Genomic DNA, 13,053 nt, shown 5'->3' on the forward strand with positions numbered 1-13,053 from the left:
CGGGGCCATCCGACATCCTTTTGGCCGCTGCATCCCCGCTGGAAAATCGACCGAGAATAAAAAAGCCTGCTCCGGCGAAAGACGCCGGCGCAGGCAGGGAGGAGTTCAGGAAAAACCGCGTTCGCCGCCGGATCTATTCCTCGTGGCGGAATTTCGGCAGCGTCAGGAAAATGAAGATCGAACCGACGAGCAGCATAGCGGCGCAGAGCAATGCCGGTGAATAGCTTCCCGCTCTTTCAGACCAATAGCCATATGCCAGGGAGGATCCCGACACCCCGAGCGCGGTGAGCCCGTAGAGCACGCCGTAGATGCGACCGAAGGCCGACAAGCCGAAATAGCGCGCCGCCATATAAGCGATGAGATCGAATTCGATGCCGATCGCGAAGCCGACCGCGACCGCCCCGCACCACGCAAAGGTTACAGGATCGAGCGCGAGCAAAACCAGACCGGCGGCACAGATCGCCATTACGCCCGATGCGACCCAGGGCGCGAATATGAGGTCAATCAGCACGCCCGACACGAGGCGCGCCCCGATCATCGCAACACCGATGAGCCCTGCGGTCGCGGTTGCTTCCGCGGCCGCCATGCCCGAATCGCGGAGCAGCGGCACGAAATGGACGACCATCCCGATCGAGCTCAAACTGACGAGCGGAAAGGCGATGGCGAGGCGCCAGAAGATGCTGCTGCGCAGCGCCTCACCGAAGGTGGCTTCGCCATCGAGCGACGGCGCAGCCTTCCCGGAGGTTCCCGGCGCCGCTGCCGCAGGCGGTCGCCGCCAGAGCGGCAGAAGGACGAGCGGTGTCATCACGGCGATGATGATCGCCATCACCATATAGGCGTGCCGCCAGCCCTCGGTCTCAATAATCCCGGAGAAGAAGGCCGGCCCGAGGGCGCTGGTGAGACCGGTTCCGGTGAGCGCGATGCCGAGCGCGGTCCCGCGCTGGCGAAAGAAAGTAGCGCTGACGATACGCGAAAAGGCCAGCGTTCCCGAACCGGCACCGAGGAGCGGCATCGCTGCGAACAGCAGCCAATATTCGCGAATGTTGCCGTCGAGACGGGTCATCAGGAAGACAAGGATCACAAGGCTCGCGAGCGAAAAGAGGATCAGCAGGCGGTCACCCCAGCGGTCGATGATACCACCCACCGCCGGGGCGCCGAGCGCGAGGACCAGCGTGAGCAGCATGGGACCGATCGATAATTCGGCGCGTGTCCAGCCGAACTCCTCGGCGAGCGGAGCCATGAAGGTTCCCGCCGTGTAGAAGGGTAGCGCGTGGACGCCAATGGCGAGCCCGATCGTGGCGGCGACGAGCACCGGCCATGCGGTCGCAAATTCGTTCCGACGCTCCTCGACTGGCTTCATCACCGCCCTCTCCCATCCATTTTTTTGATTTTGCGACGCGGCGGCGATGCACCGCGACCTGCTCAGCGGCTCAGTCGCCTGTCGGGGAGTTCGATCCCGATCATGTCCTGCAATTGCGCGGCGCCGAGTCCATCGGCGAGGCGCAGAATCCCGGCGCCCTGCAACCCCACTTCGAAGACGCCGTGGTCGGTGTAGACGCGCGAAACGCAGGCCAGCCCCGTGAGCGGATAGGTACAGGCCTCGACCAGCTTCGATTGGCCGCCTTTGGTGAAAAGCTCCATCATCACGAAAGTCTGCCGTGCGCCCACGGCGAGATCCATCGCCCCGCCGACCGCCGGAATCGCACCCGCTTCACCCGTGTGCCAATTTGCGAGATCGCCCGCTACCGAGACCTGGAAGGCACCGAGCACGCAAATGTCGATATGGCCGCCGCGCATCATCGCGAAGCTGTCGGCGTGATGAAAGTAGCAGCCGCCAGTCAGCAGCGTGACCGGCTGCTTGCCGGCGTTGATCAGATCCCAGTCGATGTCGTCCCTGGCTGGCGCCGGCCCCATGCCGAGAATCCCATTCTCGCTCTGCAGCACGATCTCGCGGCCATCGGGAAGATGGTCGGCGACGAGGGTCGGAAGGCCGATCCCGAGGTTGACATAGGCGCCGTCGGGAATGTCGGCTGCCACCAGCGCAGCAAGTTCGGCACGATCGAACAATTTCATGGGTCTATCCCTCCATCCCGCCGGACGTGGACACAGCGACCAGGCGCTGGACGAAAATGCCGGGGGTGACGACGACTTCGGGGTCGAGCGCGCCGAGCGGGACGATTTCGGAGACCTGCGCGATCGTCGCCGTTGCCGCCATCGCCATCACGGGTGCGAAGTTGCGCGCCGCCTTGCGGTAGACGAGATTGCCCCAGCGGTCGCCCTTCAGCGCCTTGATCAGCGCGAAGTCGGCTCGGATCGGATATTCGAGCACATAATGTTTGCCATCGATCTCGGCGGTAGGCTTGCCCTCGGCGAGCGAGGTGCCGAAGCCGGTCGGCGTAAAGATGGCGCCGAGCCCCGAGCCCGCGGCGTGCATGCGCGCCGCCAGATTGCCCTGCGGCACAAGTTCGAGTTCGATCTTCCCCGCGCGATAGGCGGCATCAAAGTGGTGCGAGTCCGCCTGACGCGGAAAGGAGCAGATCATCTTGCGAACACGGCCGTTGCGGATCAGCGCCGCGACGCCCGTCTCGCCATTTCCGGCATTGTTGCAGATGACCGTGAGATCGCCGACGTTGCGTGCGATCAGCGCGTCGATGAGTTCGTCGGGCATCCCGGACGTCCCGAACCCGCCGATCATGATGGACGCGCCATCACATATCTCCGCCACCGCGCGGTCGATGGCGGGGATGATTTTATCGATCATTCATGGCTCCATCGCCGTCCTGTCCCGAATGTCTTCTAGGCCCGAAACGCCCCCCCGCACCGGGCAAGAAGTCCATTTTGGACTCCTGCTCGGGGCGAGCTTCGCCGCCAACTGCGGCACGACCCGTCGCTGACCGGCATTGGAGGGACAGCGGAGCGCAAGCCCCGACGAACGCCGCCTCGCGTGGAACCCCACTTTTGCGATGCGTGCGGCGGCCCGCTCTTCTGTCAGGCCGCCAGCAGGGCCGCGACCCGATCGGTCATGTGACCAAGCGCCGTTCCGACATTGTCGAGATGGCAATGCTGCTCGCCGCCATCCTCGGCGGTGTAGATATGCAGTTCCTTGCTGCGCGCGCCGGTCGCCTCGGCGATGACCTGGTGCGCCTGCGCCACCGGAACCTGCATGTCCGCCGCGCCGTGGAAGACCACGAGATCACAGGCGAGATCGGCGATGACCGGCGCGAGCGTGAACTTCGACAATTTGCGCGCGCCCTCCTCCGCATCGGTCACGCCGAAGAACCAGGCCGTGGTCCGCGCATCGAGACCGTTCATGCCCGACGATCCCGAACCGCCATCCTGCGATCGCGCGAAGCCGTAAAGAGCACCCCAAGCGAGACAGACGCGATATCGCGGATCGGTCGCGGCCGCGCGCACGGTGCGATAGCCACCAAAGCTGCATCCGACCGCCGCGACCCGGTCGGGATCGACATCGTCGCGCGCGAGCAGGACATCAAGCGCGGGCCGAGCGTAGCGCTCGGTTTCCGGTTCCATATGGACGCCGAGGTGAAAACGCGACGTTCCCGATCCCGGACAATCGAATACCATCACCGAAATGCCGCGCCGGTTGAGCTCGCGGATCAGCCCGACCTGCCAGAACCATTCCATCGAGGAATGAAGGCCATTGAAGCACAGCGCGGCGGGCTTGCGCCCTTCACCCGGCGCAGGCCAGAACATGCCCTCGAGTTCGACGCCTTCATAAGGGATTCGCACCGGCTCGAAGCGCTCGCCGAGCATATCCATCGCCTTGAGACTGAGATCGCGCCCACGGTCGAAGGCCGCATATTTCTCGGGACTGAGCAGCATCGTCCACTCGGCATAGGTGGTGAGCACCGCCGCGCGGCGATAAATATCGCCGGAGGTCAGCCGCGCGCCCTTCGCAGCAAAATCGTCCGCTATCGCGGCGAGCCGCTCCCCTTCGTCGAGCCAGCCCTGGCACCAGATCGGATTGCCATCGAGCAGGACGGGAAGAATTTCAGGGGGAACCGAGGCGGGCTTTCCGTCGAAGACGAGCGGCGCCAACGCCTTGGCGCGTTCGAACGCTTCCCGATTGGCTTCGACATGCGTCAGATAGGGCCGCATTGCGCGCGCGACATCGCCCATCGAGGCTCCCGCGCACGTCGCATTATGCGCGGCATAGTTCAGCCAATAAGTGGCCGTCGAGAAGGGAACCATTTCCAGCATATCGAATGTCCTGCCTGAAGGAAGAAAGCTTCCGCGCCCATTGATCCGTCTGCGCGATAACTATTGAGCATTTGCTCAATAGAGAAGTCTCTGTCAAGAGAGAGGTAATGAAGCTGCCCGGCCCCGCCGGAAGAAGGGCGATACGTCATGGCCGAACAAAGCACGCGCAAACGCCTTGCGCCTGAGGACCGCGAGCGCGAGATCGTCCGCGCGGCGATCGCCTACTATGCCGAACATGGCTTCAGCGGGCAGACGCGCGAACTCGCAAAACAGGCTGGAGTCTCGCACGCCCTGCTCTTCCGCTATTTTCCGACCAAGGAAGATCTTCTCCTGCGCGTCTATGAGGAGGTGTTCGGCCATGACTGGCACCTCGACTTTGAGGCGCTGCGCGACAGGACAAGGCCGCTGGAGGAACGGCTGATCACCTTCTACCGCGACTATGCGCGTCTGATTCTCGATCATGACTATACGCGGCTGCTCCTCCATGCCGCCCTCGCCAACGTCGATTTTCACAAGCGCCTGTTTGCGCGCATCGGTCAGGACATTTATCCGGCGGTGATTGCCGAGTTACGCGCTGGCTTCGGCAGGCCAACGCTTGACGCGCAGCCATCCACGCACGCCGAGATCGAAGCGGTGTGGGGGCTGCATGCTGCGATCTTCTTCCTCGGAATCCGCGAGCATGTCTTCGGTCTTCCGGTACCGCACGACCACGAAATCATCGCGCTGAAGATCCGCTTGTTCCTGGAGGGCGCACAAGCGGCGAATTCAGGGGCCAGTGAAAATTAGAACCCGGCAGGTCGCCTTAATCGTGACATGGCCGATAACAAACGGTCGCCTTTCGATCCCGTTTCACGAAAAACGGCCATAGCGGCGAAGAGACAATTTGTGCGCTGGATGAAGGCTACTGCGATCCGGATTATTTCCGCGCCGGGACCACAAATCCGCTGATCAGCACGTGGAGCACGGCACGAGCCCCATCCGGAGACAGCGTCGGCTGAACCACCCGAGCTACCATTTTGCCGAAGACGAAGCCATGGATGACCTCTGCGATCTCCTCCGGATCGCCCTGCAAGTGTACGATCCCGTTATCACGAAGGCGGATCAGGCCGCTGGCAAGTTGCGCGTGGATGCGTGCAATATTGGCGGACACGCGCAGGTTCAATTCCCCGTCCGACGCACTGGCAGCGATAGCTTCTAGCTCAAGTCGCCCGCTCCCCTCTTTCCATGTCGAAACGATGAGCTCGTCGAAAATCGACTGCTCAAAATCTTCCAATGTTTCCCCAGCAATTCCGGCGAGTGTATCGTGACGCTGTTCGAGCAGAGCATGGATCAACGCGTCCTTGCTCTTGAAATGCGTGTAGAATGCACCTTTGCTGATCCTCGCTTCGACACATATGTCATCGACCGTGGACGCGGAAAATCCATGATTTTCGAAACATCCCAGCGCAGCTGACATGATGTGCTCGCGCCGCTCGGCCATTTTTCCTGCGCTCAGTTTGGGCATAGTTCCTCCGGTTATTCCCGGCCTTAGCCTAAACGCCCAAGCTCCGTCTTGCATGGTTTTAAAAAACCGACTAGTCGGTCATTATATAGAAATATGAGAGGGAGCGGAGCAATGGAACAATGTTCGAGATATGCGGGCCTGATGGCCGGGGCGGCCCTGGCCGTAGTGCAACCGGCGCTGGCGCGGGATGCGCAGCGCACCGGTGACGCCGCCGCTTCCGATTCGCCGCCCGAGATCATCGTGACGGCTACCAAACGCGAACAGCGCCTGATCGACGTGCCGATCGCGATCACCGCGCTGAACGAAGACACGCTCGCGCGGATCAATGCCGACCGGTTTCAGGACTATGTCCGGACGGTGCCGGGCCTCGTCTATAATCAGAGCGGCGCGAATTCGGGCAGCTTTGCGATCCGGGGGATCGCGACCGGCTCGCTTGCCGGAAACACACAATCGCCGGTCGCCATCTATATCGACGACCTTCCCACCCTCGACATGTTCGCCCCGCTCATCACCCCCGATTTGCGGCTGTTCGACGTCGGCCGCGTCGAGGTGCTGCGCGGCCCGCAAGGAACCCTGTTCGGTTCGGGAGCGGCGGGCGGCGCAATCCGCATCATCACCAACAAGCCCGACGCGGCAGCATTCGATGCGCGCGGCGAAGCGACCGCCGAGGCCACACGCCGCGGCGACATGAGCTTCGGCGGCAATGCCATGATCAACATCCCGCTGGTCGCCGACAAGCTGGCGGTGCGGGCTGTCGGCTATGCCCGCCGCGACGGCGGCCATGTCGACAATGTCGCGCGCGGTGACCGGAATGTCGAACGCCAGACCTCGATCGGCGGACGCCTGCTGCTGAAATGGCAGGCCACACCCGAATTCAGCCTGATGGGCACGATCAGCTATCAGCGCGACCGGCCACGGGATTCGAATTTCAGCGATTATGACGCGCCCGGCTATAGTTATTCGGGTGCAGTGGCGCAGCCGGTCAGGACAAAATCGACGATCTATAATCTGGTAGCCGAATATGCGTTGCCGGCGTTCACGATCACCGCGTCCACGACCTACAATGACCGCAGCGACCTTGCGATACGCGACTTCACCAGGCGTCTCGACCCGCTACTGTCGGACCTTGGCGTCAGCGGCCCCTATCCGGCGCGGGTCTTCGGCACGTCCAAGAGCTTTGCGCAGGAAGTCCGGATCGCCTCGCGGGGGCGGTCCGCGCTGCAATGGCTGATCGGCGGCATTTATCTGAACACCGATCGCGACAGCAATGAGCTGATCCATATTCCGGGAGCCGGCGCGATATTGGCACCGATCGGCTTTCCTTCCGACGACCTTCTGCGCTCGGGATCGATCATCAAGGCACGCGAGGCCGCGCTGTTCGGCGAAATATCCTATACCGTCGCCGACCGGCTGACCGCCACCGCGGGACTGCGCTATTTCCGCGACCATATTCGCCTTGCCGGCACCGCCGACGGGCTAATCAATGGCGGCCCGACCGCGATCGCCCGGCGGCAAAGCGAAAGCGCCGCAACGCCCAAATTCGCGCTCTCCTATCGCATCGGCGACGATGCGCGGATCTATGCGCAAGTGGCCAAGGGCTATCGCGTCGGCCAGAATAATCTGACCCCGCTCGCCGACCCGACCGATGGGGCCGCGATCCCCGGCACTTACGATGCCGATACGCTCTGGAATTATGAGGTCGGACTCAAAGGGCGTTGGCTCGACGGCGCGCTCTCGGCGAGCGCTGCACTGTTCGCGATCGACTTCCGCAATATCCAGCTTCAGGCACGGTCGGCGACGGGTTTTGCCTATATCGCCAATGCTGGTGACGCGCGCTCGCGCGGCGGCGAACTCGAACTGACACTACGCCCGGCGCCGGGTTTCGAGGCAGGCACCGCGCTCGCCTATACGGCAACGCGGCTTACCGCGGTTGCGCCCGGCGTCGACGCGCTGGTCGGCGACCGCCTGCCGGGAACCCCGCGCTTTACCGCATCCAATTATCTGCAGTTCGAAACCGCGATCTCCGGCGACGCGAATGCCTATCTGCGCGGCGAGCATCAATATTTCGGCAAGGCATTCAGCGACCTCAACAACCCGGCCGCGCTGACCTATGGCAACTATCAAATTTTCAATCTGCGCGCTGGTGTCGATTTCGGACACTTCGGCGTCTCGCTCCATGTGAACAACCTCACCGACAGCCGCGCGATCCAGAATGCCTTCCGGCTTCCGGGAGGTGCAACCGCGATACGGCTTCGTCCCCGCACCTTCGGCCTGACGCTGCGCGGCGGCTTCTGACCCCTCCCCCATCATCAAAGGATTTCATCCATGACCCTGATTCCCACCATGCCGTGCCTGTCGCGGCGCGGACTGATTGCGAGCGGCATTGCCGCGGGCCTCGCTTCCAGGATCGGAGCCACGGCGCTGCCACGAACCGCCGACACGCTTCCGACGATCGCGGAAATGACCGCACATACCCGCGCGCTCGTCGCAGCCTTCCCCGACCTTGTGCAGACGCGCCCGCTGGGCGCGAGCCGCTCAGGGCGGCCGATCGAACTGATTTCGATCGGCAAGGGTGAAAAATCGGCACTGATCGTCGGCGCCCCGCATCCGAACGAACCCATAGGCTGCCTGATGATCGAGCGGCTGCTCGACCGGCTCGTCCGCGACACCGCGCTCCGCGAGCAAAGCGGCTATCGCTGGCACTTCATCAAGGCGATCGACATCGACGGCGTCGCACTCAACGAAGGCTGGTTCAAAAAGCCGCGCACGCTACAAAATTACCTCGGCAACTTCTTCCGCCCGGCTTTCGCGCAGCAGCCCGATTATACGTTCCCGCTGGAGGTCGACGGCTATCGTTTCGATCATCCAACGCCAGAGAATAAATGCTGGCGTGCCGCGATCGATTTCGCGCGGCCGACGCTGCAATGCTCGCTTCATGGCGCCGATACCGGAGGGGTCTTCTATATCGCGAGCCGCGATGCGCCGGAGTTGTTCCAGACCCTGCGAAAGCAGCCGACGGAACATGGCCTGACGCTCAGCACCGTGGGCGAGCCCTTCACGGAAATGCCGTCCTACATGCCCGGGATCTTCGCGCTGCCCCATTTTGATCAGGTGATCCGGAACGCGCAGGCCGCTGGCATTTCGCCCCAGGAGGTGTGGCCCGCGGGCGAGTCCAGCGCGCATTATGCGACCCAGCGCTACGGCACGTTCAACCTTCTTGCCGAGGTGCCGCTCTGGGACGATGCGCGCCTGCGCGATACCAGCATCTCGCCCTTCACGCTGAAGGACCTTCTTGCCATGCATCGCGACGCCAATGCGGGGATCAGGGAGATATTGGATACATGGTTGCCGCTCTTCCGCGGCCTCGTCGAGACCTCCGACGAACAGGCGCTACTCCTCGCGATCGAGGAAGCACATAAAAAGGCGCCGCTCGAGCGCGACCAGCCGCTCGGCGCCGGCGAAGCCTCATGGTCGGTTCCGCTTCCCGTCAACGTCCATGCCAGCATGAGCATGACCCTGCGCCTCGCGAGCCTCCGCCCCTTTGCAATGTTGGGACATTTGGCCCGGCTGGTATCCGCCCGCCACGACGATCGCCGCCTCCGTTCGGCAGAGGCTGCGGCAGAAAGAGCGATCGATACACAATTGCGTCTACTTGAAAGTCAAAATTCGCTCACCGCTTTGCCACTCGATGTCCCCGTTAATATTCAGATCCGATCGATTCTGGCTGCAATCCAGTTTTTGCAATGAATGCCCTTCAACATGGCTGCGGTTCGCTTCCACGGGCACGAAGGAAGCCGACCGGTTGCGGCCGAGAACTGTGCAATATTGAAGCCACGGATCGGACATCGATCACCCGCTCTGGAGCCTGCTTTCAAGGCGCGCAGCAGAGACCATAGCAAATGAAGCGGTTGCTCGAGGGTACGCCAAATCGCACGCCACTGTGCCTGGAACTCAAATCATAGGCCACCAGGCGCTTGTGGCCGGCAGGAGACTGACCGCTTCTGGGCGCCGAATGGGGAATAGCGGACCTTCCCGATGTGACGACTATCGATGACGGGAACGACCAGTTGCAGCCAGAGAAACCTAATTGCACACCCTTCGGAAGCTGCCATACTTCGACATCGACCAAGCCTGAAGGTTACCGATGATAAAGCTTCACTTTGCGCCGCTCACTCGATCTATCAGGGTTCGATGGCTGTTGGAGGAACTTGGTGTTCCATATGAACTGGTAACCACAGAATATAATCGGGACGGAAGCAGGGGCTTCGCGCAGGATACCCCTTCAGGCAATTATCCCTACATTGAAGACGGAGACATCGCTCTTTCAGAGTCAGGGGCAATCGTCCAATATATCTTGGAGCGGTATGGAAATGGGCAGCTCGAGCCGCCGATCGGTACAAAGGACCGTGCCCCCTATCTCTACTGGCTGCACTTTGCGGAAGGCACAGCCGCTAGCTCCATCAACACGACCGTTTGGCTGACAGTCTATCGAGATGATGCAGATAGACATCAGGAAATCATCGGGGCGGTTCGTGACAGTGCAAACACGGTGTTTGGCAAGGTTGAAAAGGCTCTCGTCACCCAACCCTATATTGCCGGAAGCGAATTTACGGCTGCTGACATCATGATGGGCTTTACACTAGGTTCAGCGAAGTGGCTTCAACTGCTCACTGATACGCATCCCAAAACGCTTGAGTATGTTGACAGATTGTTCGCTCGCACCGCCTTGCAGAAATCGCTCAGCTAATTCGTCATTGGCCGCTTTGGCGTTCGGTCGCCAGCAAACCCGCCAGTCCGCTTTCCCATCCCATTTGCGCCGTTTGTGGCCGATCTGGCCGCAATGGCCGGAAACGACCCAAACCGACCATCCCTATTTCGTCACCCTGAACTTGTTTCAGGGTCCACGGCCTGCCGGTTCCTTGGGCGCGGCGCTGGACAAGAGGCCCGACCATGGATGCTGAAACAAGTTCAGCATGACGAAGTTTGAAGGGCAGTTCTCCACCCCATTCCGACCATCTGCTGCCGATCTAGATCCAATGACCGGAATCGACCGATGCTGTTGAAAAAGTCGGATCCTGTAATTTTCTGTCAATGCGATGAATCTTTGGGTCAAATCTGCCCGCGACTGTGAACCGATGGTGCCCGTCATCCGCCGAGAGCGCACCATTATTCAAGCCGTTTCCGAAGGCCGACTTTTTCAACAACATCGACCAATTGTTGCCGTTGGCGGGTCACAGCAGCGGCGCTGGAAGCGGTCCTTACCGAACTACCGGCGTGCTTCCGTCGCCATCCGGACAGCCATGCCAGCGAGCACCGTCCCCATCACCCACCGCTGCACGAGCGCAACTGTCGGGCGCCGGGCAAGGAGCGCTGCAATCGACGCTGCAGAAACTACGATAAAGGCGTTCACAAACAGACTGATGACGATCTGTGCCGTTCCGAGAACAACAGCCTGCCCCAGCACGCTACCGTTTGACGGATCAATGAACTGCGGCAACAGGGACAGGTACATGACAGCGATTTTCGGATTCAGCAGATTGGTTAGGAACCCCATGAAGAAGAGTTTTCGCGGACTATCCTCCGGGAGGTCTTTGACCTGAAAAGGCGAGCGCCCGCCGGGTCGGACAGCCTGCCATGCGAGCCACAGCAGGTAGAGGGCGCCAGCGAAGCGCACTGCGTCATAGGCGTATGGCACCGCCAGGACGAGGGCGGTAATACCGAACGCAGCACATAGCATGTAGAATATGAAGCCAAGCGCGACCCCGCCGAGCGAGATCAGGCCGGCAGTTCTGCCTTGGCAGATCGACCGCGAAATAAGATAGACCATGTTAGGCCCCGGAGTCAGGACCATGCCCAGTGCGATAGCGGCGAAGGTGAGCAAGCTGGTCAGTTCTGGCATCTGCTTTCTCCATTTCGAGAAGGATGCCCAGACGCGCGACTAAACGTCCTCGCGCTTCCCGATGGGTATCCATCTTTCAGCGTCAGTCACGCGAGTCCGCTGGCAATAAGCGAGTACGTCCCACAATGTAAAGAAGGCAGTGAACGACAGCGAAACCGCTTTTCTCCCCGGAAAGCCGACCGCCCCTCCCAGGAGATATTTCGCCAGGCGTGTCTGCAGGAAGAATATAAATGCGGGACCTGGCCGGTTCAGGACATGCGGCTTTTGGCGCGAGAATGGCGAAAGCGGACGACCAACTGGCGACATAACCAAGTGCGAGTATTGAGTTGATAGCCGCTCCGGCGACGTCGCTTTCCCGTTCAGGCGCCACGTCTATTCGGAGCAAATTTGTATCGCATTGCCGAGCGTTGCCTGTCTAAAGCTTTGGTTGAAGTGTTCTAGGGCGTGCTCGCGCTGCCCTATGGCGCAACCCCGCTAGAGCATGGTAGTGTATGGCATGAATCAGACGACGAAAACAAAGTGTACCTGCGGAATTATCATGCCGATCAGCTACACAGATGATGCTCATACGGAAGATCACTGGAGATCGGTTCTTAATTTCATTTCTGAAGCAATCGATCGCGCAGAGATGACGGCTCAACCAGTCTGGCATAACGCCGACTTTGATGTGATACACGCGAAGATTTTACGTAATTTGTTCGAGAACGAAATTATCGTCTGCGACGTTTCCACCAGAAACCCAAATGTGATGCTCGAATTGGGGATGCGTCTGACCACGAAGCGGCCGACCATCATTATTGCTGAAACAGGCACGAAGCTGCCCTTCGACACGAGCATAATCAACACTGAGTTCTACGATCCGACGCTGAAATATGGGGACATTGCAGCCTTTGTCGAAAAGCTGACGAAGATCCTTTTGGACACGCGGGAATCGTCTTTGTCCGGCACATATCATGCCTACTTAGAGCATTTCGAGTTCGAAACTGTAAAGCCTACAAACGTTACAATCTCTGGCGAGGAGGCGATTGCTGATCGACTAGACGAGATGAATATCAAACTCGCGAAGTTGGACGGCAGGCTCGCTATCATCAATTCCCCTATGGACCTTTCAACTTTAACGAGAACCACCGCATCGGTAGCTTCTGACAATGTTGACCGCCTGATCGGCAAGGCGCTGTCACCCTCCATTGATCCCAATCTTCAGATTGGGGTCCGGGTTTACCATGAGAAGTTCGGTGACGGCACAATTTCCGAGGTCGATGGAAACAAGATCGAGGTGAATTTCGATTTGGCTGGATCTAAACGCGTGCTCGGGAGCTTTCTAACATTAATATAGATTCCAAATCGCTCCCCTCCTAACTAGCTCCCGCGGTTCTATCTAAAACTATCGAGGCAGCGAGACGCCCCTCGCCGAACGCAAATCAAGAGC

Annotated in this window: 11 protein-coding genes and 1 riboswitch; of the genes, 5 read left to right on the forward strand and 6 right to left on the reverse strand. The window is 60.5% G+C overall.

What is annotated here, in order from left to right:
* Nucleotides 1-133: 133 nt before the first annotated feature.
* The 4 genes from AC07NV_RS00200 to AC07NV_RS00215 all read right to left on the reverse strand — a co-directional run bounded on the left by AC07NV_RS00200 (nucleotide 134) and on the right by AC07NV_RS00215 (nucleotide 4,221).
* Nucleotides 134-1,360, reverse strand: coding sequence for an MFS transporter (locus tag AC07NV_RS00200; protein WP_495165131.1), 1,227 nt, complete (start codon nucleotides 1,358-1,360; stop codon nucleotides 134-136).
* Nucleotides 1,361-1,422: 62 nt separating this feature from the next.
* Entirely contained in the window at nucleotides 1,423-2,073 is a 651-nt protein-coding gene (locus AC07NV_RS00205) for a 3-oxoacid CoA-transferase subunit B (protein WP_495164328.1), read from the reverse strand.
* Between the two features lie 4 nt (nucleotides 2,074-2,077).
* The gene (locus AC07NV_RS00210; protein ID WP_495164329.1) at nucleotides 2,078-2,761 is read right to left on the reverse strand and encodes a 3-oxoacid CoA-transferase subunit A; all 684 of its coding nucleotides are present in this window, start codon (nucleotides 2,759-2,761) and stop codon (nucleotides 2,078-2,080) included.
* Nucleotides 2,762-2,988: 227 nt separating this feature from the next.
* A complete protein-coding gene (locus tag AC07NV_RS00215) occupies nucleotides 2,989-4,221 on the reverse strand; it encodes an alpha/beta hydrolase family protein (RefSeq protein WP_495164330.1) in 1,233 nt (410 codons plus the stop codon).
* 147 nt (nucleotides 4,222-4,368) lie between these two features.
* On the opposite strand from AC07NV_RS00215, the gene AC07NV_RS00220 reads away from it, so the two are divergent.
* Nucleotides 4,369-5,007 (forward strand): TetR/AcrR family transcriptional regulator, encoded by a 639-nt coding sequence (locus AC07NV_RS00220; RefSeq protein ID WP_495164331.1) that lies wholly within the window; start codon nucleotides 4,369-4,371, stop codon nucleotides 5,005-5,007.
* 130 nt (nucleotides 5,008-5,137) lie between these two features.
* On the opposite strand, the gene AC07NV_RS00225 is transcribed toward AC07NV_RS00220, so the two are convergent.
* Complete coding sequence (locus AC07NV_RS00225; protein ID WP_495164332.1) at nucleotides 5,138-5,725, reverse strand: TetR/AcrR family transcriptional regulator; 588 nt, start codon at nucleotides 5,723-5,725, stop codon at nucleotides 5,138-5,140.
* A gap of 141 nt (nucleotides 5,726-5,866) precedes the next feature.
* Here AC07NV_RS00225 and AC07NV_RS00230 point away from each other — a divergent pair, with 141 nt between their 5' ends.
* From AC07NV_RS00230 to AC07NV_RS00240, 3 genes are all read left to right on the forward strand, one after another.
* On the forward strand, nucleotides 5,867-8,020 hold the full coding sequence (locus AC07NV_RS00230) for a TonB-dependent receptor (protein WP_495164333.1): 2,154 nt from the start codon (nucleotides 5,867-5,869) through the stop codon (nucleotides 8,018-8,020).
* Between the two features lie 30 nt (nucleotides 8,021-8,050).
* Nucleotides 8,051-9,472 carry a M14 family zinc carboxypeptidase gene (locus AC07NV_RS00235; RefSeq protein WP_495164334.1) on the forward strand — a complete coding sequence of 474 codons (1,422 nt, stop codon included), beginning with the start codon at nucleotides 8,051-8,053 and terminating at the stop codon, nucleotides 9,470-9,472.
* Between the two features lie 397 nt (nucleotides 9,473-9,869).
* Complete coding sequence (locus tag AC07NV_RS00240; RefSeq protein ID WP_495164335.1) at nucleotides 9,870-10,472, forward strand: glutathione S-transferase family protein; 603 nt, start codon at nucleotides 9,870-9,872, stop codon at nucleotides 10,470-10,472.
* 519 nt (nucleotides 10,473-10,991) lie between these two features.
* On the opposite strand, the gene AC07NV_RS00245 is transcribed toward AC07NV_RS00240, so the two are convergent.
* Entirely contained in the window at nucleotides 10,992-11,624 is a 633-nt protein-coding gene (locus AC07NV_RS00245; protein ID WP_495164336.1) for a LysE family translocator, read from the reverse strand.
* An 18-nt stretch (nucleotides 11,625-11,642) separates the two neighbouring features.
* A riboswitch (ZMP/ZTP riboswitch) is annotated at nucleotides 11,643-11,724 on the reverse strand.
* A gap of 396 nt (nucleotides 11,725-12,120) precedes the next feature.
* Between AC07NV_RS00245 and AC07NV_RS00250 the strand changes: the two genes are divergently transcribed.
* Nucleotides 12,121-12,960, forward strand: coding sequence for a hypothetical protein (locus AC07NV_RS00250; protein WP_495164337.1), 840 nt, complete (start codon nucleotides 12,121-12,123; stop codon nucleotides 12,958-12,960).
* The last annotated feature ends 93 nt before the right edge of the window (nucleotides 12,961-13,053 follow it).

This window comes from Sphingopyxis sp. GW821-FHT10B01, assembly GCF_059415685.1.

Excerpts from the sequence above, each read along its gene's own strand:
- AC07NV_RS00200 (WP_495165131.1), bottom strand. The coding sequence starts at position 1,360 with ATGAAGCCAGTCGAGGAGCGTCGGAACGAATTTGCGACCGCATGGCCG.
- AC07NV_RS00205 (WP_495164328.1), bottom strand. The coding sequence starts at position 2,073 with ATGAAATTGTTCGATCGTGCCGAACTTGCTGCGCTGGTGGCAGCCGAC.
- AC07NV_RS00210 (WP_495164329.1), bottom strand. The coding sequence starts at position 2,761 with ATGATCGATAAAATCATCCCCGCCATCGACCGCGCGGTGGCGGAGATA.
- AC07NV_RS00215 (WP_495164330.1), bottom strand. The coding sequence starts at position 4,221 with ATGCTGGAAATGGTTCCCTTCTCGACGGCCACTTATTGGCTGAACTAT.
- AC07NV_RS00220 (WP_495164331.1), top strand. The coding sequence starts at position 4,369 with ATGGCCGAACAAAGCACGCGCAAACGCCTTGCGCCTGAGGACCGCGAG.
- AC07NV_RS00225 (WP_495164332.1), bottom strand. The coding sequence starts at position 5,725 with ATGCCCAAACTGAGCGCAGGAAAAATGGCCGAGCGGCGCGAGCACATC.
- AC07NV_RS00230 (WP_495164333.1), top strand. The coding sequence starts at position 5,867 with ATGGCCGGGGCGGCCCTGGCCGTAGTGCAACCGGCGCTGGCGCGGGAT.
- AC07NV_RS00235 (WP_495164334.1), top strand. The coding sequence starts at position 8,051 with ATGACCCTGATTCCCACCATGCCGTGCCTGTCGCGGCGCGGACTGATT.
- AC07NV_RS00240 (WP_495164335.1), top strand. The coding sequence starts at position 9,870 with ATGATAAAGCTTCACTTTGCGCCGCTCACTCGATCTATCAGGGTTCGA.
- AC07NV_RS00245 (WP_495164336.1), bottom strand. The coding sequence starts at position 11,624 with ATGCCAGAACTGACCAGCTTGCTCACCTTCGCCGCTATCGCACTGGGC.
- AC07NV_RS00250 (WP_495164337.1), top strand. The coding sequence starts at position 12,121 with ATGAATCAGACGACGAAAACAAAGTGTACCTGCGGAATTATCATGCCG.